General features: G+C 67.0%; 22 protein-coding genes and 1 riboswitch. Of the genes, 9 read left to right on the top strand and 13 right to left on the bottom strand.

Annotated elements, in window-relative coordinates:
* Positions 1-5 precede the first annotated feature (5 nt).
* The 4 genes from ahcY to OG716_RS37655 all read right to left on the bottom strand — a co-directional run bounded on the left by ahcY (position 6) and on the right by OG716_RS37655 (position 5284).
* Positions 6-1481: an adenosylhomocysteinase gene (gene ahcY, locus OG716_RS37670; protein ID WP_327141837.1), complete on the bottom strand. Its 1476-nt coding sequence runs from the start codon at positions 1479-1481 to the stop codon at positions 6-8.
* Positions 1482-1604: 123 nt separating this feature from the next.
* A complete protein-coding gene (locus tag OG716_RS37665; protein WP_405135004.1) occupies positions 1605-2699 on the bottom strand; it encodes an alkane 1-monooxygenase in 1095 nt (364 codons plus the stop codon).
* A 260-nt stretch (positions 2700-2959) separates the two neighbouring features.
* Positions 2960-3652, bottom strand: coding sequence for a response regulator (locus tag OG716_RS37660; RefSeq protein WP_405135003.1), 693 nt, complete (start codon positions 3650-3652; stop codon positions 2960-2962).
* 6 nt (positions 3653-3658) lie between these two features.
* Positions 3659-5284, bottom strand: coding sequence for an ATP-binding protein (locus OG716_RS37655; protein WP_405135002.1), 1626 nt, complete (start codon positions 5282-5284; stop codon positions 3659-3661).
* Between the two features lie 210 nt (positions 5285-5494).
* Between OG716_RS37655 and OG716_RS37650 the strand changes: the two genes are divergently transcribed.
* A complete protein-coding gene (locus OG716_RS37650; protein WP_405135001.1) occupies positions 5495-6895 on the top strand; it encodes a cation:dicarboxylate symporter family transporter in 1401 nt (466 codons plus the stop codon).
* 87 nt (positions 6896-6982) lie between these two features.
* On the opposite strand, the gene OG716_RS37645 is transcribed toward OG716_RS37650, so the two are convergent.
* From OG716_RS37645 to cofD, 4 genes are all read right to left on the bottom strand, one after another.
* Positions 6983-7438: a 6,7-dimethyl-8-ribityllumazine synthase gene (locus OG716_RS37645; RefSeq protein ID WP_405135000.1), complete on the bottom strand. Its 456-nt coding sequence runs from the start codon at positions 7436-7438 to the stop codon at positions 6983-6985.
* Between the two features lie 79 nt (positions 7439-7517).
* Positions 7518-7682, bottom strand: a riboswitch (FMN riboswitch).
* A gap of 78 nt (positions 7683-7760) precedes the next feature.
* Positions 7761-8279: an NUDIX hydrolase gene (locus OG716_RS37640; RefSeq protein WP_405134999.1), complete on the bottom strand. Its 519-nt coding sequence runs from the start codon at positions 8277-8279 to the stop codon at positions 7761-7763.
* Between the two features lie 133 nt (positions 8280-8412).
* Positions 8413-9771, bottom strand: a complete 1359-nt coding sequence (locus tag OG716_RS37635; protein ID WP_405140202.1) for a coenzyme F420-0:L-glutamate ligase — start codon at positions 9769-9771, stop codon at positions 8413-8415.
* Between the two features lie 41 nt (positions 9772-9812).
* A complete protein-coding gene (gene cofD, locus OG716_RS37630) occupies positions 9813-10772 on the bottom strand; it encodes a 2-phospho-L-lactate transferase (RefSeq protein ID WP_405140200.1) in 960 nt (319 codons plus the stop codon).
* 632 nt (positions 10773-11404) lie between these two features.
* Between cofD and OG716_RS37625 the strand changes: the two genes are divergently transcribed.
* Entirely contained in the window at positions 11405-11632 is a 228-nt protein-coding gene (locus OG716_RS37625; protein WP_297616836.1) for a WhiB family transcriptional regulator, read from the top strand.
* Between the two features lie 146 nt (positions 11633-11778).
* On the opposite strand, the gene OG716_RS37620 is transcribed toward OG716_RS37625, so the two are convergent.
* Positions 11779-12261, bottom strand: a complete 483-nt coding sequence (locus tag OG716_RS37620) for a metallopeptidase family protein (RefSeq protein ID WP_297616778.1) — start codon at positions 12259-12261, stop codon at positions 11779-11781.
* Positions 12262-12414: 153 nt separating this feature from the next.
* On the opposite strand from OG716_RS37620, the gene OG716_RS37615 reads away from it, so the two are divergent.
* The 5 genes from OG716_RS37615 to OG716_RS37595 all read left to right on the top strand — a co-directional run bounded on the left by OG716_RS37615 (position 12415) and on the right by OG716_RS37595 (position 17861).
* Positions 12415-12795 (top strand): DUF3499 domain-containing protein, encoded by a 381-nt coding sequence (locus OG716_RS37615; protein ID WP_405140198.1) that lies wholly within the window; start codon positions 12415-12417, stop codon positions 12793-12795.
* A 211-nt stretch (positions 12796-13006) separates the two neighbouring features.
* Positions 13007-14383: a phosphomannomutase/phosphoglucomutase gene (locus OG716_RS37610; RefSeq protein WP_405134998.1), complete on the top strand. Its 1377-nt coding sequence runs from the start codon at positions 13007-13009 to the stop codon at positions 14381-14383.
* Between the two features lie 73 nt (positions 14384-14456).
* The gene (locus OG716_RS37605; RefSeq protein ID WP_405134997.1) at positions 14457-15632 is read left to right on the top strand and encodes a tobH protein; all 1176 of its coding nucleotides are present in this window, start codon (positions 14457-14459) and stop codon (positions 15630-15632) included.
* Positions 15632-16867 (top strand): mannose-6-phosphate isomerase, class I, encoded by a 1236-nt coding sequence (manA, locus tag OG716_RS37600; protein ID WP_405134996.1) that lies wholly within the window; start codon positions 15632-15634, stop codon positions 16865-16867. The genes OG716_RS37605 and manA overlap by 1 nt, the downstream gene beginning before the upstream one ends.
* 73 nt (positions 16868-16940) lie before the next feature.
* Positions 16941-17861 (top strand): cation diffusion facilitator family transporter, encoded by a 921-nt coding sequence (locus OG716_RS37595; RefSeq protein ID WP_355118978.1) that lies wholly within the window; start codon positions 16941-16943, stop codon positions 17859-17861.
* A 15-nt stretch (positions 17862-17876) separates the two neighbouring features.
* Here the strand turns inward: OG716_RS37595 and OG716_RS37590 are convergent, their stop codons facing one another.
* The 4 genes from OG716_RS37590 to OG716_RS37575 form a co-directional block, all read right to left on the bottom strand.
* Positions 17877-18260 (bottom strand): type II toxin-antitoxin system VapC family toxin, encoded by a 384-nt coding sequence (locus tag OG716_RS37590; RefSeq protein WP_405134995.1) that lies wholly within the window; start codon positions 18258-18260, stop codon positions 17877-17879.
* Positions 18247-18492: a type II toxin-antitoxin system Phd/YefM family antitoxin gene (locus OG716_RS37585; RefSeq protein ID WP_297616757.1), complete on the bottom strand. Its 246-nt coding sequence runs from the start codon at positions 18490-18492 to the stop codon at positions 18247-18249. Before OG716_RS37585 ends, OG716_RS37590 begins: the two co-directional genes overlap by 14 nt.
* Positions 18493-18515: 23 nt before the next feature.
* Positions 18516-19991: a phytoene desaturase family protein gene (locus OG716_RS37580; protein WP_405134994.1), complete on the bottom strand. Its 1476-nt coding sequence runs from the start codon at positions 19989-19991 to the stop codon at positions 18516-18518.
* A gap of 77 nt (positions 19992-20068) precedes the next feature.
* On the bottom strand, positions 20069-20641 hold the full coding sequence (locus OG716_RS37575) for a TetR/AcrR family transcriptional regulator (RefSeq protein ID WP_405134993.1): 573 nt from the start codon (positions 20639-20641) through the stop codon (positions 20069-20071).
* 91 nt (positions 20642-20732) lie between these two features.
* On the opposite strand from OG716_RS37575, the gene OG716_RS37570 reads away from it, so the two are divergent.
* The gene (locus OG716_RS37570; protein WP_405134992.1) at positions 20733-21161 is read left to right on the top strand and encodes a DUF4267 domain-containing protein; all 429 of its coding nucleotides are present in this window, start codon (positions 20733-20735) and stop codon (positions 21159-21161) included.
* 56 nt (positions 21162-21217) lie between these two features.
* Positions 21218-21433: a DUF4287 domain-containing protein gene (locus OG716_RS37565; protein WP_405134991.1), complete on the top strand. Its 216-nt coding sequence runs from the start codon at positions 21218-21220 to the stop codon at positions 21431-21433.
* Positions 21434-21436: the final 3 nt, after the last annotated feature.

Genomic DNA, 21436 nt, shown 5'->3' with positions numbered 1-21436 from the left:
CAGGCTCAGTAGCGGTAGTGCTCGGGCTTGTACGGGCCCTCGACATCCACGCCGAGGTACTCGGCCTGGTCCTTGGTGAGCTTGGTGAGGGTGCCGCCCAGGGCCTCGACGTGGATCTTGGCGACCTTCTCGTCCAGGTGCTTGGGGAGGCGGTAGACCTCGTTGTCGTACTCCTGCGGCTTGGTCCACAGCTCGAGCTGCGCGATGACCTGGTTGGAGAAGGAGTTGGACATGACGAACGAGGGGTGGCCGGTGGCATTGCCCAGGTTCAGCAGGCGGCCCTCGGACAGCACGATGATGCTGCGACCGGAATCGGGGAACGTCCACAGATCGACCTGAGGCTTGATGTTCAGGCGGTGCGCGCCCGAACGCTCCAGCGCGGCCATATCGATCTCATTGTCGAAGTGGCCGATATTGCCGAGGATGGCCTGACCCTTCATCGCCTTCATATGCTCGAGGGTGATGATGTCCTTGTTGCCGGTCGAGGTGACCACGATGTCGGCATCGCCGATGGCCTGCTCGACGGTCACCACGTCGAAGCCGTCCATGAGCGCCTGCAGCGCGTTGATCGGGTCGATCTCGGTGACCTGCACGCGCGCGCCCTGGCCCTTGAGCGATTCGGCGCAGCCCTTGCCGACGTCGCCGTAACCACAGATCAGCACCTTCTTGCCGCCGATGAGCACATCGGTGCCACGGTTGATGCCGTCGACCAGCGAGTGCCGGGTGCCGTACTTGTTGTCGAACTTCGACTTGGTGACCGAGTCGTTGACATTGATGGCCGGGAAGGGCAGCTCACCCGCGGCGGCGAACTGGTACAGCCGCAGCACACCGGTGGTGGTCTCCTCGGTGACGCCCTTGATGCTGTCGGCGACGACGCTCCACTTGGCCTTGTCGGCTTCGAGGCTGGCGCGCAACAGGTTCAGGAACACCTTGTACTCGGCCGAGTGGGTCTCGTCCTCGGGCGGCACGACGCCGGCCTTCTCGAACTGGGCGCCGCGCAGCACCAGCATGGTGGCGTCACCGCCGTCGTCGAGAATCATGTTCGCGGGCTCGCCGGGCCAGGTGAGCATCTGCTCGGCGGCCCACCAGTACTCCTCGAGGGTCTCGCCCTTCCACGCGAACACCGGGATGCCCTTGGGCTCGTCCTCGGTGCCGTTGGGGCCCACCACGATGGCCGCGGCGGCGTGATCCTGGGTGGAGAAGATATTGCAGGAGGCCCAGCGGACCTCGGCGCCGAGCGACACCAGGGTCTCGATCAGGACGGCGGTCTGCACGGTCATGTGCAGCGAGCCGGAGATGCGCGCACCGCGCAGCGGCTGCACGTCGTCGTACTCGCGACGCAGTGCCATCAGGCCCGGCATCTCGTGCTCGGCGAGCCGAATCTCCTTGCGGCCGAACTCGGCCAGCGAGAGGTCCGCCACCTTGTAGTCGATCCCGTTGCGGACGTCGGGGGTCATCATGCTGGTCACTGCGGTCGTCATCTGCCTCTCGTGCCTCTCCTGGTCGGCCTGTCTTCCGCAAGCAAGGCTAGTCGGTGCCGCGCGGAGGCGACACCGCGACGGCAGCCTCGCACCCCCTCGGTGCGAGAGCCGGGGGGTTGCCGCTCAGGCGGCGGCCGCCATCCCGTCGCCGTGCTGGGCCAGGATGCGGTCGCGTTTGCGCGGCTGGATATTGGCGCGGCTGATATCGCCGCTGTAGTGCGTCAGCAGCCGCTGATCCATCACGTAGCGCCACAGCGGCGGAAACAGCGCCAGCAGAATCATGGTGGCGTAACCGGCCGGGAGCTGCGGCGATTCCTGAGTGGAGCGCAGAGTCTGGTACCGGCGTCCAGGATTTGCGTGGTGGTCGCTGTGCCGCTGCAGATGGAACAGGAAAATATTGGTGACCAGGCGGTCGCTGTTCCAGCTGTCGCTCGGCGAGCACCGCGCCCACTTGCCATTGGGCCGCCGGCGCCGCAGCAGTCCGTAGTGCTCGACATAGTTGACCGTCTCCAGCAGCGCGGCGCCGATCACGGCCTGCAGCAGCAGATACGGCAGGATTCGCCAGCCGAACCCGCCGACCAGCGCGCCGAAGAGCACCACCGTCATGGCCCAGGCCTGCAGCACATGATTGTGAATGCTCCACCAGCCCTGCCCTTTTCGGCGCAGCCGGTCGCGCTCGAGCCCGATAGCCGAACGGAAGCCGCCGATCACACTGCGCGGCAGGAATTCCCACAGCGTCTCGCCCATGCGGGCACTGGCCGGATCCTCCGGGGTGGCGACGCGCACGTGATGACCGCGATTGTGCTCCACGAAGAAATGGCCGTACGCCGACTGTGCGAGAGCCACTTTCGACAGCCACCGCTCCATATGCTCGACCCGGTGCCCGAGCTCGTGCGCGGCATTGATACCGATTCCGCTGACAAACCCGAGAGTTGCCGCGAGCCCGAGCTTGTCGATGACCGACAGGTCGGTACCGGCCCACATGACGGCCGCGATATACAGGCCGATCAGCTGGACCGGAAGGAACAGATAGGTGCACCACCGGTAGTACCGGTCGTTGGAGAGTAGTTCGTAATCCTCATCCTTCGGATTGGTGCCGTCTTCCCCGACGACCCAGTCCAGGACGGGTATGACAATGAGAACAATGATCGGTCCGATCCACCAGAACACCTCGAAGCGGGTCCAGTAGACCAGCTGCGACGGCAACAATGCACTCATCGGGGCGATGAGCCCCAACACCCACAGGTGACGTTTGGGATCCGGCGAACCCGACCGTTTGCCGACCAATTGCAAGTTTGCCCCGCTAATTAGATAGCTCAGAACTTCGCAGGTAGATATGTACAGACTCTATCCCCGTTACAACAGCGGTTCGTCGCCAAAGGTGGCAACTGTTACACCATGAACAGAGGCCGAACAGGCATCTATCCATGTGATGGCGGTCACCGCACATCTCTGGCAAACCGGTGGTGAATCGGAACTCAGTGCAACCACAAATAACGCACCTGCGGTCGCCCGGTGCGACCGTAGTCCGTTCGCCGCCGCACCACGCCGTCTTCGGCGAGACGCTCCAGGTATCGCCACGCGGTAACCCGCGAAACGCCGACGACGCGCCCGACCTCTCCGGCGGACACGCCCTGGGATGCCGCGCGCACCGCACGCGAAACCTCCTCCATCGTCTGTGGCGCAATACCTTTCGGCGAGGTAGCCCGTTGATCGGGAGTCCGCAGCATGCCGAAGGCGCGGTCGATCTCCTGCTGCGAGATGGCCGCCTCGCCCGCCGGCAGCGCCGTCCGATATTCGAGATAGCGCTCGAGCTTCTCGCGGAATGCCGAAAAGGTGAACGGCTTCAGCAGATACAGCACCACTCCGTGCGCGACGGCGGCGCGGACCATGGCCAGATCGCGCGCGGACGTAACGGCGATGACATCCGGGCGCGGGCGCAGTCCGGCTAAAGCCGCTGCGACCGCAAGACCGCTCATATCCGGTAAACCGATATCCATCAGAACGAGGTCTACGGAGTCGTTATCTTTCTGTGACTTCGCGGCGGCGGCGAGCGCGTCGCGTCCGGTGTGCGCGACGCCCGCCACCTCGAAACCGGGCAGTCGGTCCACGTAGGAGCGGTGCGCCTCGGCGATTGCCGGATCATCCTCCACGATCAGGACTCTGATCACCGGTACCTACCCATCACCCGAACCCGCATCCGCACCCTCGTCCCGCCGTGCCCCGACCGGACACGGAAAGCGCACGATAACAGCCGCTTCGGGCTCCCGACTCGCCCGCAGCTCCCCGCCGTACCGGGTCACCAGCCGCCGCACCAGCGCCAGACCCAGGCCGTGATGGTCGGTCTTGGTGGAATAGCCACGCTCGGTCGCCCGGCTGAACAACTCCTCGGACATGCCCGGACCACTGTCCGCGACCCGGACGTACAGCTCGGCGTCATCGCGGCGGACAGTGACCTCCACCCAGGCGTCCTCGTCCCGCCCGACGGCATCGAGCGCGTTGTCGACGAGATTGCCGAGCAGGGTGACCATTTCGTGCGCGGTGAGCGGATCGGTGGAATCGAGCAGGGTGTCACCGGTGACGGTGAGCTCCACACCGTATTCGGCCGCCTGCTCCACCTTGCCCAGCAGCAGCGCGACCACGGCCGGTTCGGCGACCGCACCGGCCAGCCGGTCGATGAGCGCCTGCGACAGTTCCAGCTCCGCGGTGGCGAAGGCGACCGCCTCCCGGGACCGGCCCAGCTCCACCATGGTGATCACGGCGTGCAGGCGATTGGCGGCCTCGTGCGCCTGGGCGCGCAGGGCTTCGGCGAAACCGCGCACCGAATTCAATTCGCCCAGTACGTCCCGTAATTCGGTGTGGTCGCGGAGAGTGAGCACGGTGCCCATCCGGCGGCCGGCGTGTTCGACCAGATCCTGATTGACCACCAGCACCTGCTCCGGCGTCACATGCATCTCATCGCGCACCACCTCCGGCCCGAGCCGTTGCAATGAGATGGGCAGATCGGTCCGCAGCACCGGGCCGTCCGGCAGTCGCAGCAGCCGCCGCGCCTCGTCATTGACGACCTCGGCGCGCTCACCCGATTCATCGAAGACCAGCAGGCCCTCGTGCACGGAGTGCAGCACGGCATCGTGATGCTCGTACAGCGTGCGCATTTCGGCCGGAGCCAGACCCAGGGTCTGCCGCAACAGTCTGCGGCGCAACAGCAGTGCGCCCAGCAGCGCCAGCACCAGTCCGGCGGCGGCCACCATCAGGATCGCCGGTAGCTGCGCGCGCACCTGTGCGCCGATGTGCACGCGGGTGATTCCCGCCGAGACCAGCGCGACAATGTGGCCGTCGCCGTCCCGGACCGGAGTCACCGAGCGAATGGACGGGCCCAGCGTGCCGGCGAAGGTCTCGGTGAAGGTCTCCCCCGCCAGCGCACGATCGATGGTGCCGCTGAACGGTTTCCCGATGCGGTCCGGATCGGTGTGCGTATAGCGGGTGCGGTCGGGGGCCATGACCACGATGAAATCGACGCCGGTGCGCTGGCGAATGCTCTCGGTCACCGGTTGCAGCAGCGCCGTCGGATCGGGACTGCGCACCGCGGTCAGGGTCGCGGGCGAGCGGGCGACAGCCACCGCGATATCGATGACCTGCGCCCGGGTGGCGTCATCCTGGGCATGCCGGGTCTGCAGCACCGCCAGCGCGGTGCCGACCGCGATGACCACCGCCAGCACCGCCAATTGCACGGCGAACACCTGCCCTGCGACCGAGCGCCCGCGCCGGATCCGCGCCCCGCCATCCCTCCTGCGACCGATCACTGCGCCTCCGTGCCGTGAACAAAACTTACGCAACAGTGACCGGCGTCACTGCCCGGGCACATCATTCTTCACGAACCGGCGTGAGCGGGTTCACACCGACTGACCGTTCGTCACCCCGGCGCGCTTTTGGCCGGGATCCACACTCGCGACACGGCTACCCATTTCGGTGGATCCCGGCCAAGAGCATGCCGGGATGACGGAGAGGCTTCAATGAGTACAGCGACAAGAACACCGAACGCACGCCGCGACCGCACCCACTGGTTGTATCTGGCCGTCATCCTCGCGGTGCTGGCCGGCATTCTGGTCGGCTGGCTCGCACCGGGTTTCGGCAAATCGGTGGGCGAGCTCGGCACCCTGTTCGTGAATCTGATCAAGATGATGATCTCGCCGGTCATCTTCTGCACCATCGTGCTCGGCATCGGATCGGTGCGGGCGGCGGCCCGGGTCGGCAAGATCGGCGGCATGGCGATCGGGTACTTCCTGATCATGTCGACGGTGGCGCTGGCCATCGGCCTGGTGGTAGGCAATCTGCTGCATCCGGGCACCGGGCTCGATATCGCCGCGCACGCCAAGGAGTCCGTCCAGTACGCGAAGGATGCGCAAAGTGCCGGTGGCACCTGGACTTTCGTCAAGGACATCGTCCCGACCACGCTGGTCTCGGCGCTGACCGGCGGCAAGGTATTGCAGACGCTGTTCGTGGCACTGCTGGTCGGCTTCGGCATCCAGGCCATGGGCAGCACGGGTGAACCTCTGCTGCGCGGTGTGGCACTGCTGCAGAAGCTGGTGTTCCGCATCCTGACCATGATCCTGTGGCTGGCGCCGGTCGGCGCGTTCGGCGCCATCGCGAATGTGGTGGCGCGCACCGGACTCGACGCGGTGAAGCAGCTCGCACTGCTCATGGTGGCGTTCTATCTCACCTGCGCGGTCTTCGTCTTCGGCATCCTCGGCGCGCTGCTGCGCACGGTCGCCGGAGTGTCCATCTTCAAACTGGTGCGCTACCTGGCCCGCGAATACCTGCTGATCGTGGCGACCTCGTCCTCGGAGTCCGCGCTGCCGCGGCTCATCGCCAAGATGGAGCATCTGGGCGTGGAGCGCACCACGGTGGGAGTTGTTGTGCCGACCGGATATTCGTTCAATCTTGACGGCACCGCCATCTACCTGACCATGGCCACCCTGTTCGTCGCGGACGCCATGCACAAACCGCTGTCCTGGACCGAACAACTGGGTCTGCTCGTCTTCATGATCGTGGCGTCCAAGGGCGCGGCCGGTGTCACCGGTGCGGGCCTGGCCACGCTGGCCGGCGGGCTGCAGAGCCATCGCCCCGAACTGCTCGACGGCGTCGGCCTGATCGTCGGCATCGACCGCTTCATGTCGGAAGCCCGTGCGGTGACCAACTTCTCGGGCAATGCGGTGGCCACGGTGCTCATCGGGACGTGGACCAAGACCATCGAACCGGCCCGGATGCGCGCCGTGCTCGACCGGCAGCTGCCGTTCGACGAAACCGCCGTGGTGGACGACCATCCGGCGACCGCGGGAACCGAAACCCCTGCCGCCGCAACGACTGCCGACCCCACCGCCGCACCGGTCGAGAAGACCCCGATTCCGGCCTGAGCCACCTGAATCCGGACCCGCTGCGGCGTAATGCCCTTGCGCCGCAGCGGGTCCGCTGCTGTCGGCGCGGTACCGCGCCGATGCCGGTCAGCGCAGTACCGCGCCGATGCTCAGCGTGGCGGCAATGGCATTGGCCAGCTCCGCGCCCTTCACTTCGAAGTGCCGGGAGTAGTAGGTGAGATGTTCGGCGTGCTCGTGGAAGTGATGCGGGGTGAGCACCGCGGAGAACACCGGCACATCGGTGTCGAGTTGCACCCGCATGAGCGCGTCCACCACCGCCCCGGCCACGAAGTCGTGGCGGTAGATGCCGCCGTCGACCACGAGGGCGCAGGCGGCGATCGCGGCGTACTCGCCACTGGCCGCCAAACGCTTGGCCTGCAAGGGGATTTCGAAGGCGCCGGGCACTTCGATCACATCGACATCCGGATATCCGTGCTCGGCGAGACCCGCGCGGCAGGCGGCCACGGACTTGTTCACGATCTCCGCGTGCCAGCGCGCGGCGACCACGGCGATCCGACCGGCCGTCGAATTGATGGGTGACATGACTATCTCCTGTTCGCGTTGTCACCCAGGGCATGACGACGCGAACGCGCCGACCCGCGCGAGCGGAGCGGCGGAACCGTCGCGTTCTCTTTCATCCGGACTGTGACCGTCGGCTCCGGATTCACACCGGATCTGCTGACCCGAGCGGTCCGTGAACCGCTCGGCGCTCGCGGGCTCGTGCGTACCGGATAGGCCGGACGCCATGACCGCCGGTGGGGATTTCCACCCCGCCCTGAGAACGTCTTACGAATCGGACTCTAGGCGTTCGTCGGGGTGGAATCAATGTGAGCCGGCCCCGATATCCGGTGACCGGTCACCGCCGTCAGCGCAGCAGCACGTCCGCGTCGGCGGGCAATCCGCCCACCGGCCACCAGCGCAGATCGGTGGATTCCGAACTGCGCACGGGGACCGCGTCTTTCGGCGCCTTGATCTTGAACAGCAGATCCAGGTGCCGGGTCGGGATGCCCAGCGAGCAGGTGATCGGATGCGCCTGCGCGCCGTACAGCCCGGGTTCGAGGGTCAGGTCCGCGATCCCCGATTCCTCGGTGGCCTCCCGGAACGCGGCGGCCGCCACCGACTCGTCGGACTCCTCGCAGTGCCCGCCCAGCTGGATCCAGCGACCCACCCGCGGATGCAGCGTCAGCAGCACCTCGGACTCGTCGTGTGAGAGCACGATGGCCGAGGCGGTGATATGCCCCGGCGCATGCTCACGCAGGCAGCCGCGCGGCGCGGACCCCAGGAACGCGAGCATGGCCTCCCGCAGCGACTGATCCGGACCCGATGCCGGAGACCAGGTTTCGAGCAACTCCAGCGCCGACGCGTGCAATGACTGCGCGCTCACCAGCACCCTCCCGCTGCTGCACGCCCGGCCACCGCACCCCGCACAGCTGTTGTTCTACGGGCAGCCGTGGCATTTCGGCCTGCCGCGGTGCCGCAAGCGGGCCGACCGACGAGGCCGCGGGACATCACAGGGTTCACAGCTCCACCAGTCCGATGCCCGGCTCGCGGGGTTCGCGGGGTGCGAGTGGCTCGAGTGGGTGGCCGATCGCGATGGCTCCCAAGGGATTCCAGTCCTGCGGCAGGTCCAGCACCTCGCGGGTGATCTCGGGGGCGAAGATGGTGGAGCCGATCCAGCAGCTGCCCACGCCCTTGGTGGCGAGCGAGACCAGCAGGCCCTGCACGGCCGCACCGACCGCGACATTGAACATGGTGGATTCATTGGCGCGGCGGCGGGCGTCCGGATAGTCGTGTGCGCCGTCGGGCACACAGAACGGGATGATCACCTCGGGTGCGTCGAACAGGATGCGGCCGCGGCCGACCCGCTTGTCCGCACGCTCCTGCGACAGCCCGTCGGCGGACAGATCCGCATGCCACTTCTCGGCCATGGCCTCGAGCAGCTGGTTCCGCAGGCCGGGCTTGCGCAACCAGACAAACCGGACCGGACGGGTGTGGTGCGGGGCCGGCGCGGTCAGCGCCTCGCCCACGGCGGTCCGAATGAGGTCGGGATCGACCGGGGTCTCCGCGAATCGGCGCACCGAGCGGCGCATCAGCAGCGCCTGACCACGGCCGAGCTCGATGGCCTCCTCGGTGCCCAGCCAGAACAGATCGTCGACCCCGCGGCGCAGCAGATCCGTGGCGGAGGACCCGTCGTCGGCGTACTCCAGCCCGCGCACCACCGCGACCGGCACCGCGCCGAGCTTGCCTTTCACCAGATCCGCGGCGGCCGCCAGCTCATCGGCGATCGCGACGAGGGTGACGTGCAGCTCATTGCCCTGCCCGTCGATCGCGCCGTCGTAGTCGTGCAGCACCCGCAGCCCGGAAGAGCCGATGGCGGCGTCGATCTGGCCGTTGCGCCAGGCGCGCCCCATGGTGTCGGTGATGACCACGGCCACCTGCACGCCGAGGCGTTCGGCCAGCGCCGCGCGCAGGGCCTTCGCACTGGCATCGGGATCGACCGGCAGCAGCACCAATTCGCCCTGCTCGACATTCGACCCGTCCACCCCGGAGGCGGCCTGCACAATGCCCAGCCGGCTCTCGGTGATGAGGGTGCGGTTCTTGCGCGCCAGCACCCGCACGGCCTCCTGCAGCACCAGCTCGCGCCGGGCCGCGTCCCGCGCTTCCGGATCGGCCGGGGCCGCGACGATGCGCCCCTCCGCCTTGGACACGATCTTGCTGGTCACCACCAGCACATCGCCGTCCTGCAACCAGGGCGCCTGTGCCGCAATGTGTTCGGCGATATCGTCGCCGGGCCGGAATTCCGGCAGACCGAGGATCGGCCGAATGCTCAGCTCGCCGCCCGAGGCGTGGTCGGGCCGCGTCACCCGATCGGGCAGCGCGGCGTTCGGTTCGGTACTCACGAATTCACTCCCAGCACTCAAGGTTTCACGCCGGCGATGTCCAGGGCCTCCCGCACCATTTCGGCGGTGGCGGCGGGATCGGACATGAGCAGGGGCACACTGCGGACCTCGACGCCGGGGACGTCGGCGGTATCGGTGCTGTGCACCAGCCACCCGTCCAGAATGCCGGTGGCGGTGCGTGCGCCGTAGTAGTTGCCGACCGCTTCGGCGGTGGTTTCCACACCGATCACGGAGAGGCATTCATCGGCCATGCCGCGCAACGGCTTTCCACCGACCACCGGGGACAGGCCGATCACCTTGGCGTCGGTGGTGCGCAGCGCACTGCGAATTCCGGGCACCGCGAGGATGGATCCGACGCTCACAACAGGGTTGGAAGGGGCCAGCAGAACAGCGTCCGCGGCCGCTATGATTTCGGTCACACCGGGGGCGGGTTTTGCTTGGTCTGCCCCAATAGTCACGAATCCATGGGTCTCAACGTTCGCCCGGTAGCGCACCCACCACTCTTGAAAATGGATCGCGCGACGTTCGCCAGGGTTCTCCGGGTCCGCGATAACGACGTGCGTTTCAGACCTGTCGTCGGTGGCGGGCAGCAGCTTCACACCGGGTTGCCACCGGTTGCAGAGAGCCTCGGTCACCGCCGAAAGGGGGTAACCCTGACGCAACATTTCGGTACGAATCAGGTGGGTGGCGATATCGCGATCACCCAGGCCGAACCAATCGGGCTGAGCGTTGTATTTCGCCAGCTCCTCCTTGGCGTTCCAGGTCTCGTTCGCATGGCCCCAGCCGCGTTCGGTATCGATGCCGCCACCCAGCGTGTACATGCAGGTGTCCAAATCCGGGCAGATCCGTAGGCCGTGCATCCAGACGTCGTCGCCGACGTTCACAATGGCCGTTACTTCGGCGCCGGGGACCAGTTCGCGCACGCCCTGCAGGAACCGCGCGCCGCCCACTCCGCCGACCAATACCGCGATCCGCAGACCGGTGCCGGGGGCGGTGTCCGCTTGTTCTCGAGTCACATCCGCACAGCCTATGCGTTTCGGGTGCGAATTTGCCTCACTAGATATTTGCTGTGAATTTGCTGTTTGATCTGCGGATACCTTGCCGAAGCGGGTCGCAGATGGTAACGGAATAGCTTCGGCAGCTTGACCACCACCGCGCCCGGCGTGTCTAATCACAGGCATGTCATTCCGGGTCCGCGCGAGAGCTCAAGGCGCGGACGGCTTTTCGAACATGTGTTCGCATCATCGGAGTGGCGGACAGCTCGGGGATGGCCGCGGGACTACGTCGCGGTGTTGGGCCGTCGGTGGGATCGGTTCCGACGGATTAATCATTCTGCGCTAACACACAGTGAGGAGGCGGAGCGATGGCCGATGAGCTGGCCCCGTCGAATTTTCCAGGCGGTGTATCGCAAACCGATTCCACAGCTGGCGCAGCTCCTGATTTCTGCGCCGACACATGGAACGGACTCGAGGGGGGTGAACCGATGACGATACGGCCGGGGGGCGGTCAGTGGGCGCGGGCGCAATATCAGCCCGAACCACCACGCCTGAGCCTGATCGTCACGGGCACTGATGAAGCGTTCGACAGTTTTTCACGCGGCGGTCGCGCTATGACCGAAGCCGAGCAGTGGCAAGAACGGGCGCTCTGCGCTCAGACCGATCCGGAGGCGTTCTTCCCCGAGAAGGGCGGCTCCACCCGCGAGGCCAAGCGCATCTGCATGGGCTGCGAAGTCCGCGACGAATGCCTCGACTACGCCCTCGCCAACGATGAGCGCTTCGGCATCTGGGGCGGCCTCAGCGAACGCGAGCGCCGTCGCCTCAAGCGCGGCATCATCTGACGCTCCCCCGCCTCTCCGGAACTTCAGCGCCTGAGTGAGATCCGCCGGCCGTACCGTTCGCGTGCCGGCGGTCAGGCGCTGAAACAATTCCGGGGGTACCCCGGGAGTTACCCCGACCTCACGAAATCTGTTGTGGCGGTCGGGATTTACTCCTCGGGCTCGGGGTCGATCACATCCGGGTCGACTCCGAGGTAGGTGGCGATCTGCTGAACGAGAACTTCGCGCAGCAGGTCCACCAGATCGTCCGGATCACCGGCCCGCAGTTCCAGCGGTTTGCGGAACAGCACCACTCGGGCCCGGGTCGCCTGGCCGTAACGGTCCACCCCCGCCGGGATGAGGCGCGACAGGGGCACCGGGCCGTCGGCGACGACCTCGTCCGGCCAGGTCACCGAATCCGGGTGCAGCGGACGAATTTTCGGCACATCGTCCACCGCGATATCCAGCTTGGTGAGCTGATCGTGCCAGCGACTCTCGAGGGGCGCGAAGGCCTCCAGCACCAACCGGTCGAACTGCTGGCCGCGGGTGCGGCGGGCAGGCACCGTCGGCGGCAGCATCGGCCCGCGCACACCCCGCCCGCGACGGATGACCGACCGCGCGGTGGGCGGTCGCCTCTTACGTGAACGGGTCATGACACGAATCTAGCTCCAATCGATCGCCCGGCCTGCGTCGGCGCGTGTCGGGAGTGGAGCGCGCACGGTCCGGATCCGGGTGAGGACCGCCACGTTGAGCGTGTCTGTCCCCGTCGGAGCGCCCGGAGGGTTACCCTGCATGGCGTGATTCCCATGCGTCGTTGCTGCCGTCCAGGTTGCAAGAATCCGGCTGTTGCGACGCTCACCTATGTGTACTCGGACTCGATGGCGGTGGTCGGACCGCTCGTCACCGTCGCCGAACCGCACTCCTGGGATCTGTGCGAAACGCACGCCTCCCGGATCACCGCGCCGAAGGGGTGGGAACTCGTCAAGCACGAGGGCGGGTTTTCCAGCGGCACCCCCGACGACGACGATCTGACCGCACTGGCCGAGGCCGTCCGCGAAGCCGGATTACGCCGCCGCACACCGGAACCCGATCCGCGCGGCTACTCCGACTATCCGCCCTCCCAGCAGCGCCCCAATCGCACCGGCAGACGCGGTCACCTACGTGTCCTACCCGACCCGCCCAACTGAAGCTTGGGTCGATAGAGCCGAGATGGCGCATACAGAACCACTGATCTCGTTCGAACCGGGTGACTCCCGGGGTACCCCCGAAATCATTTCGGCACCCGACCGCCGGCACGCGTGCATGACCGGCGACGGATCTCAGCCGGGCGTTGGAGTTTCGGGGAGGCGGGGGAGCGTCGAATTCACGTCACGGAGCCCAACTACTAATGTGGTCGGCATGACAGAGCCACGCTCCGCCGAGTCCGTAAATGCAGTCATCAAGGCATATGACGTCCGCGGGGTGGTCGGCGAACAAATCGACGCGGCATTCGTCGCGGATGTGGCGTCCGCCTTCGCCCGGCTGATGCGCGCCGAGGGTGCGAAGCAGGTCGTGATCGGCCACGATATGCGTGACTCCTCCCCTGAACTGGCCGCCGCCTTCGCCGAGGGCGTGCTCGCGCAGGGCCTGGATGTGGTCCAGATCGGCCTCGCGTCCACCGACGGGCTGTACTTCGCCTCCGGCCATCTCGAATGCCCCGGCGCCATGTTCACCGCCTCGCACAATCCCGCGAAGTACAACGGCATCAAGATGTGCCGGGCCAAGGCGCTGCCGGTCGGCCAGGACACCGGGCTGCGCACCATCGCCGACGAGGTCATCGCCGGCGTCCCGGCCTACGACGGCCCGCGCGGCACCGCCACCGAACAGGATCTGCTCGCCGCCTACGCGGCCTATCTGCACAAGCTCGTCGATCTGAGCGATTCGCGCCCGCTGCGCATCGCCGTGGACGCGGGCAACGGCATGGGCGGCTTCACGGTGCCCGCCGTGCTGGGCACGCTGCCGCAGTACATCATCGAGCCGCTCTACTTCGAGCTCGACGGCAATTTCCCCAATCACGAAGCCAATCCCCTGGATCCGAAGAATCTGGTGGATCTGCAGGACTACGTCCGCAAGACCGGCGCCGATATCGGCCTGGCCTTCGACGGCGATGCCGACCGCTGCTTCGTGGTGGACGAGAAGGGCGACCCGGTATCGCCGTCCGCCATCACCGGCCTGGTGGCCGAGCGCGAACTGGCCAAGGAGCCGGGCGCGACCATCATCCACAATCTGATCACCTCGCACGCCGTGCCCGAGCTGGTAGCCGAACTCGGCGGCAATGCGGTGCGCACCCGGGTCGGCCACTCGTTCATCAAGCAGCAGATGGCCTCGACCGGTGCGATCTTCGGCGGCGAGCATTCCGCGCACTACTACTTCCGGGACTTCTGGGGCGCCGATTCCGGCATGCTGGCCGCCCTGCACGTGCTGGCCGTACTCGGTGCGAAGGACCGGCCCATGTCCGAACTCGCGTCCGCGTATGCAACGTATGCGGCCTCCGGAGAGATCAACTCCACAGTGGCTGATGCGAAGGAGCGGACCATGGCGGTTCTCGAAGCGTTCGGCGCGCGGGCCCAGTCGGTGGACCGGCTGGACGGCGTGACCGTGCAACTGCCCGACGGCGCCTGGTTCAATCTGCGTGCCTCCAATACCGAACCGCTGCTGCGGCTCAACGTCGAAGCACGATCGCAGGACGAAGTAGACCAACTCGTCACCGAGATCCTGAGCATCGTCCGCGCCTGACTGGAATAGTGGAATCACAGAGCTTGGATTCACCAGCGTCTGGTGACCCGATGAGGGGAGGTGGCAACGCCCGATGATCGCTGGGACACCTGTACTCGACCTCGATGACGTCGCCTCGCTGGAAGCGGCCGATGCCGGGGGGACCTTGCGCAGCGCCGCATCCGGCGGCGCGCTGGTACGCGCGACCGCCGCGGCATTGGCCGAAAACGCGCTGACCCGGCTGACGGATCTAAGACCGCGCAGCCTGGTCATGCTCTCCGGCAGCGGGCGCGCCGCCCGCGCCGCCGCACTGCTGGTAGCCGCCCTCGGGGATCGGACGAGTATGCCGCTGGTGGCGGTCACCTCGATTCCGCCCTGGGTCGGCCCGCTGGATGTGGTGCTGGTGGCGGGCGATGACGCCGGTGATCCGCGCCTGGCCGAGGCCATCGATTTCGCGGTGCGCCGGGGTGCGGAGGTCGTGGTCGCCGCACCCGACGAGGGACCGCTGCGCGCCGCCGCCGCCGGCCGCGCGACCATGTTGCCACCGCGGATCCGGGTGCTCGACCACAATCGGCTGCTGCGCTATCTGGCCGTCGGCATCGCAGTGGTGGCCGCGGTCGACCCCAATCGCACCGGGCCGCTGCTCCCGGAATTGGACGCGCTCGCCGATCTGCTCGATGCGGAGGCGCTGCGGGACGGTCCGCAGCACGAGGCGTTCCACAATCCGGCCAAGACCCTCGCCACCCGTATGCAGCAGCGCAAACGCATGGTGCTGTCGGGCGATTCGCCCGCCGCCGCGATTCTGGCCGAACACGGCTCCGAAGTGCTGCTGGCCGCCGCCGGGCAGATCACCGCCGCTGCCAACCTTGCGGAAACCGTTGCGGCGCATGGTCGACTGGTGGAAGCTGCAGGCGTGTCCGTACCCGGTTTCGATCCGCTCTTCCATGACGAGCAATTGGACGGCCCGGCCCCGGTGGAGCAGGTGCGGATCTTCGTACTGAGCGCCGACCAGGACCAGGTCGCCGCACGGCGCCGACTCGCGGTCTTCGGCTCCGACGCCGGGCTGGTCGATGTCGACCTGGTGAACGTGGATGCGGAAGCCGCCGCCGTGCATGCGCTCGAAGCCGGTCAGCCGGTGCCGCCCGCGCGCGGTGGTGAGCTGGAACAGCTTGCGGTGCTGTCGCTTCGGCTGGAGATGTCGGCCGCGTATCTGCGACTACTCTCGCGTCCGGCCTCGACCCAGGGACGCTATGACGGGGGACGTTACTAGTGCACGAACTCGTTGGTGCGCTGCGCTCCTACGCCTGGGGCTCGCGCACCGCGCTAGCTCAGCTGTGCGGACGACCGGTTCCTTCCGCGCATCCGGAGGCCGAACTCTGGTTCGGCGCGCACCCCGCCGATCCCGCACAGGTGCGGATCAACGGCCACAGTCAATCGCTGCTGGAGGTGGTCAGCGCCGACCCGCAGCGCGAACTCGGTTCGGTCGCGGGCGAATTCGACGGCCGGCTGCCGTTCCTGCTGAAAATCCTCGCCGCCGAGGAACCGCTGTCGCTGCAGGCGCACCCCAGTCTCGAACAGGCGCGCAACGGGTTCCAGCGCGAGAACCACGCCGGCATCTCCCTCGACTCCCCCATGCGCAACTACCGGGACGAGAACCACAAACCCGAACTCGTGGTGGCGCTGGACCGGTTCGAAGCCCTCGCGGGCTTCCGCGATCCGATGCGCACCGTGCGGCTGCTGCGGGCGCTGGAGGTGCCGGAGCTGGAGCCGTTTGCGGGACTGCTGGCCGCACAACCGGATTCGGCCGGGCTGCGCACCCTGTTCACCACCTGGATCGCACTGCCGCAGGCCAGCCTGAGCATGCTGCTGCCCAAGGTGCTGGACGGCTGCGTGCACTACCTGTCCGAACGCGATGCCGGTGCCAATGGTTCGCGCCGGGAATTCACCGCCGAGGTGCGGACCCTGCTGGAACTGGCGGAGGCCTATCCCGGTGATGCCGGGACACTCGCCGCGCTGCTGCTGAACCGGATCACCCTGGAGCCCGGTGAGGCCTTGTTCCTGGCCGCCGGGAACCTGCACGCGTATCTGCGCGGCGTCGGCGTGGAGATCATGGCCAATTCCGACAATGTGCTGCGCGGCGGGCTCACGCCCAAGCACGTGGATGTGCCGGAACTGCTGCGGGTGCTGGATTTCGAACCCCTGGATCTGCCGATCATCGAGCCGGAGCTGCTGGGTGAGGGTGTTTTCCAGTACCACACGCCCGCACCCGAATTCGCGCTCAGCCGCTATGAGCTGACACCCGGGTCGGAGCCGATTCCGGTGCCGCGCTCCGGTCCCGGCATCGTGCTGTGCACGCACGGCACGGTGCTGCTGTTCCTGGGCGGGCAGAAGCTGCGGGTCGAATGCGGCCATGCGGCCTGGATTTCCGCGGCCGACGGCGATATTCGCGCGCAGGCCATCGGGGATGCGGCGCAGCTGTTCTGCGCGACGGTCGACGAGGACTGAACTCCGTCTGGGTAGGCTGTCCCACCAAGCACGTTTTACGACAAAACGGACAACGGTTCGGAGGGGCGGCACATTGTCAGCGGGTGGCGGTAAGAAGGCGATCCTGGCGGCGCTCAGCGCCAATGCCGGTATAGCGGTGGCGAAGTTCATCGGCGCGGCCATTACCGGATCGGCGTCCATGCTGGCCGAGGCCGTGCACTCGGTGGCGGACACCTCCAATCAGGGTCTGCTGCTGCTGGGTCAGCGCCGGGCCGCACAGCAGGCCGATCAGCTGCACCCGTTCGGCTACGGCCGCAATCGCTACTTCTACTCGTTCGTGGTCGCGCTGGTGATCTTCGCGCTCGGCTCGGTGTACGCCATCTACGAGGGCATCCACAAGATCGAGCATCCGGAGAAGCTGACCAACCCGTGGGTGGCGGTCGGCATTCTCGGTGTCGCGATCCTGCTGGAGGGCTACAGCTTCACCACCGCCATGCGAGAGTCCAAGCCGCTCAAGGGCGATGCGAGCTGGTGGCGGTTCATCCGCAACTCCCGCAATCCGGAACTGCCGGTGGTGCTGCTGGAGGACTCCGGCGCACTCATCGGCCTGATCTTCGCCTTCGTCGCCATCAGCCTGACCGAGCTCACCGGCGAACCGGTGTGGGACGGCATCGGCACCCTGGCCATCGGCATCCTGCTCGGCGTCATCGCCGTCATCCTGATCATCGAGATGCAGAGCCTGCTCATCGGTGAGGGCGCCACCCCGGAAGAGGATCGCGCCATTCGCGCCCAGCTCGTCGATGATCAGCGCATCGACAGTCTCATCCATCTGCGCACCCAGTATCTCGGCCCCGAGGAGATGCTGGTGGCCGCCAAGATCGCCATCGTCCCCGGGCTCGAGATCGCCGATATCGCGGCCGCCATCGACGATGCGGAAGCGCGTGTGCGCGCGGCGGTTCCGGCCGCCCGCGTCATCTACCTGGAGCCGGACCTCTACCGCACCCAGCCCGCCTAGGCCCAGCCGAGTCGATCACTGGGTGGAATCGACGACGAAGCTTCGATTCAGACCGAGCAGCACACGGTCCGCGGTGAGCAATCGCAGCATCTCGACCTGTGCCTGCGCGATGATCAGTCGATCGAATGGGTCGTGCCGCACAAGTTCTGGAAATTCGCGAATCCCCTCGGCGTGCTCGCCGGTGACGTCGAGAACGGCCAGGCCCTGTGTACCGATTAACTCGGTGAAGTCGGCCGGGATCTTCAGTTTGCCGAGCATCGCTTTGATGGTCAGCTCCCAAATCGTCGCCGCGGAGACGTACACCTCGGTAGCCGAACTGATCATTCGCCGGGCATGCTCGCCCAGCCGCGGATTGTCGTCGAGCAACCACAGTGCCGTCTGACTATCAAGCAGAAGCATCGGCATCATCCCCATAGAACATCCGCTGAATGTCGGGATCGATGCCGAATGCGCTGTCGTCGTACGCTAATTGGCCCTTGAGACCGCCGAAGGTGACCGGTGTCCCCCCATGTGGAACCAGATCGGCGATGGGCTTGCCCGCCTTGGAAATCACTATGCGTTCCCCCTTTGCCACACGTTCGAGAAGCCGGGATAGGTGTGTCTTGGCCTCATGAATATTTACCTGTGTCATCACCCAAGGATAGTGGACTAAGTCTAGTCCAGTCCACTGCCACCCGGGTGCGATCCGAGCAGTTCCAGCGGGTCGGTGTGGACGCCGAATTCGCGGCGCAGGGCGTGGCGGGCGGCGTAGTAGCCGTTCATGCCGTGCACGCCGGGGCCGGGCGGGGTGGCGGAGGAGCAGAGGTAGACGCCGGGGATCGGGGTGCGGTACGGGTTCCAGCGCGCGGCGGGGCGGAAGACGGTCTGGCGCAGGGTCATCGCACCCGCGGAGATATCACCGCCGATGTAGTTGGCATTGTGCGCGGGCATGGTCGCGGCGGTCTGCACGTGGGTGGCGAGAACCAGATCGCGGAAGCCGGGGGCGAAACGTTCCACCTGCGCGGTGATCGCCTCGGTCATATCCCGGGTGGAACCGTTCGGGACGTGGGCGTAGGTGTAGAAGGTGTGCTGCCCGGCGGGCGCCCGGGTGGGGTCGACCACGCCGGGTTGAATGGCGAGCACGTACGGACGGTCCGCGTGTTGTCCCGCGGCCACGGCCTTTTCGGCGGCGACCGCCTCGGCGCGGGCGCCGACCAGATGCAGGGTGCCCGCACGCTCACAGCCGCGCGCCTGCCACGGCACCGGCCCGGAGAGCGCGAAATCGACCTTGCAGGCCGCACCGCCGTAGCGGAAGTTCGCCAGCGCCCGGGAGTACCGGCCCGGCAGGCGGTCGGCGGCGATGCGCTGTAGTTCGGCGGGGGCGAGATCGAGCAGAACGGCTCGCACATCACCGAATTCGTCGATGGAGTCGATCCGATGCCCGGTGCTGATGCGTCCGCCGTGCCTGCGCAGATCGGCGGCGAGCGCATCGCTGATGGCCTGACTGCCGCCTTTCGGGACAGGCCAGCCGCGCACATGCGCGAGCGTGCCGAGCAGCATGGCGACCCCGGCGCCCGGAATCCCGCGCGGTGGCCGAATGGCATGTGCCGCAATGCCGGTCAGCAGCGCCGGTGCGAGCTCCTCGCGAAAACGCAGATTCCACAGCGGTGTCGACTGTTCGGCGAGGCGGCGGGCGAAGCGCACCCCCACCATCGGGTCGAGCGGTGGGTGCCGCAGATCCGACATTCCGAGGGCGACCAGATCTTCCCAGTCCCGCACCAGCGGTCCGAAGAGCCGCCGCCAGGACCCGCCGTCGCGACCGAGCCCGGCCGCGGTCTGCTCGAGATCACGCCACGCCAGTCCGGCCCGCCCGCCGTCGAGCGGATGCGCATAGGAGACCTGCGGCGCAAGCAGTTCCACCCCGTGTGCGGCCAGATCGAAGGCGCGGAAGAACGGTGACGCCACCGCCATGGGATGTGCGCCCGCGCACAGATCGTGCCGGAACCCCGGCAGCGTGACCTCCCCGGTCCGGCAGCCGCCGCCGATCGCGTCCGAGGCCTCGTAGACCTGCACCTCGAGCCCCGCCCGGGCCAGGATCACCGCCGCCGCAAGCCCATTGGGCCCCGATCCGACCACCACCGCGTCAGCCATGATCACAGCCTAGGCGCGGCCGCCGGGCGACGGCCCGATCGTGACGAAGCCCGCGGCCGGCTCAGTCCGCCAGGTGCTCAGTGCGCCCACTGGTCGATGAGAATGTCCAGTCGCTGACTGCGAAAGTCGGGCCGCAGGCGGCCGCCTCGATCCAGGGTGGCCAGACCGTGCAGGGCGCTCCACGCCACCTCGGTGAAGGTCTCGACATCGTGCGGCGGGGCGAAGGGGGCGAAGGTGAGAGCCAGTTCCTTGAAGGCGTCCTTGAGCGGCTGCCCGGCCTCGTCACCGAATTTCAGGTTGGTGCGCAGCAGGAACATGGCGTCGTAGAGCGCGGCATTGTCGCGGGCGAAGGCGAGATAGCCCTCCGCGACCGCGGTGAGGGCGGCCAGCGGGGTGGCGGCGGCCTCCCGGACCGCCCTGGTGATCACGGCGAATTCACCGATGCCCTGTTCGGCGACCGCGGTCACGATGGCGTCCCGGCCGGAGAAGTGGCCGTAGAGCACGGGCTGGCTGTATTCGATGGCATCGGCCAGGCGGCGAATGGTCACCGCCTCCCAGCCCTCGGTTTCGGCCAGTTCGCGGGCGGCATCGATGATGCGCTGATGGCGGTCGGCGCGTTCGCGTTCCTTACGGGTCTGTATGGCGCTCATGAACAAATACTAGCATCGCTAGACAAACTACCCATGCATGTTCTAGCGTTGTCTACATCAGTTAGCAGCGCTAGATTTTGGAGCACAGATCATGACTCGGAACCGCATCGCCACCGCCCTGTCCCTCATCGGCGCGGCCTTCATCCTCTACATCGGCATCAGCTACCTCCTCACGCCGCAGACCATCGCCACCGGCTTCGGCCTCCCGGAATGGCCGCACGGCGATGCCGCGGCGTTCATGAATCTCAAGGGCATTCGCGATACCGTCTCCGGCATCCTCATCCTCGCCCTGCTGGCGGCCCGCCAGCGCTTCGCCCTGGGCATCACCATGCTGGTCGTCGCCCTCACCCCGATCGGCGACATGATCACCGTGCTGAGCTACCACGGTTCCACCGCAACCGCTTTCGGCGTGCACGGCCTCACCGCCGCGCTGGTACTGCTCACCGGAGTCCTGCTGCTCCGCGAGCGTCGCACCGCCACCCTCACGGCGGCGAGTGTGAGCCCCGTCACGGTGGGATGAATTCGGCGAACCGAGATCGTCTACTCCGATAACACCGCACACGAAGGAGCGACACCATGGCGACCACGCCCCACGGCCCGGCCTCGTACTTCCCCTCCATCGAAGCGAAGTACGGCCGCCCCGTCGAAGAATGGTTCGCCCTGCTCCGCGCGACCGGAAGCGCCTCCAACAAAGACCTGGTGAATCTGCTGAAGACCGAGCACAACATGGGTCACGGCCACGCCAACGCCCTGGTTCAGTACAACCTGAACCCGGAGAAGTGGGCCGTCTGAACG

The sequence above is a fragment of the Nocardia sp. NBC_01388 genome (genome assembly GCF_045040085.1).
Taxonomy (GTDB): domain Bacteria; phylum Actinomycetota; class Actinomycetes; order Mycobacteriales; family Mycobacteriaceae; genus Nocardia.
The sequence above is the reverse complement of the archived record's forward strand: the minus strand, read 5'-3'. Positions and strand labels throughout refer to the sequence as shown.

Excerpts from the sequence above, each read along its gene's own strand:
- OG716_RS37570 (WP_405134992.1), top strand. The coding sequence starts at position 20,733 with ATGACTCGGAACCGCATCGCCACCGCCCTGTCCCTCATCGGCGCGGCC.
- OG716_RS37650 (WP_405135001.1), top strand. The coding sequence starts at position 5,495 with ATGAGTACAGCGACAAGAACACCGAACGCACGCCGCGACCGCACCCAC.
- OG716_RS37615 (WP_405140198.1), top strand. The coding sequence starts at position 12,415 with ATGCGTCGTTGCTGCCGTCCAGGTTGCAAGAATCCGGCTGTTGCGACG.
- OG716_RS37620 (WP_297616778.1), bottom strand. The coding sequence starts at position 12,261 with ATGACCCGTTCACGTAAGAGGCGACCGCCCACCGCGCGGTCGGTCATC.
- OG716_RS37665 (WP_405135004.1), bottom strand. The coding sequence starts at position 2,699 with ATGAGTGCATTGTTGCCGTCGCAGCTGGTCTACTGGACCCGCTTCGAG.
- OG716_RS37585 (WP_297616757.1), bottom strand. The coding sequence starts at position 18,492 with ATGACACAGGTAAATATTCATGAGGCCAAGACACACCTATCCCGGCTT.
- ahcY (WP_327141837.1), bottom strand. The coding sequence starts at position 1,481 with ATGACGACCGCAGTGACCAGCATGATGACCCCCGACGTCCGCAACGGG.
- OG716_RS37645 (WP_405135000.1), bottom strand. The coding sequence starts at position 7,438 with ATGTCACCCATCAATTCGACGGCCGGTCGGATCGCCGTGGTCGCCGCG.
- OG716_RS37625 (WP_297616836.1), top strand. The coding sequence starts at position 11,405 with ATGACCGAAGCCGAGCAGTGGCAAGAACGGGCGCTCTGCGCTCAGACC.
- OG716_RS37610 (WP_405134998.1), top strand. The coding sequence starts at position 13,007 with ATGACAGAGCCACGCTCCGCCGAGTCCGTAAATGCAGTCATCAAGGCA.
- OG716_RS37590 (WP_405134995.1), bottom strand. The coding sequence starts at position 18,260 with ATGCTTCTGCTTGATAGTCAGACGGCACTGTGGTTGCTCGACGACAAT.
- OG716_RS37565 (WP_405134991.1), top strand. The coding sequence starts at position 21,218 with ATGGCGACCACGCCCCACGGCCCGGCCTCGTACTTCCCCTCCATCGAA.
- OG716_RS37575 (WP_405134993.1), bottom strand. The coding sequence starts at position 20,641 with ATGAGCGCCATACAGACCCGTAAGGAACGCGAACGCGCCGACCGCCAT.
- OG716_RS37580 (WP_405134994.1), bottom strand. The coding sequence starts at position 19,991 with ATGGCTGACGCGGTGGTGGTCGGATCGGGGCCCAATGGGCTTGCGGCG.
- OG716_RS37605 (WP_405134997.1), top strand. The coding sequence starts at position 14,457 with ATGATCGCTGGGACACCTGTACTCGACCTCGATGACGTCGCCTCGCTG.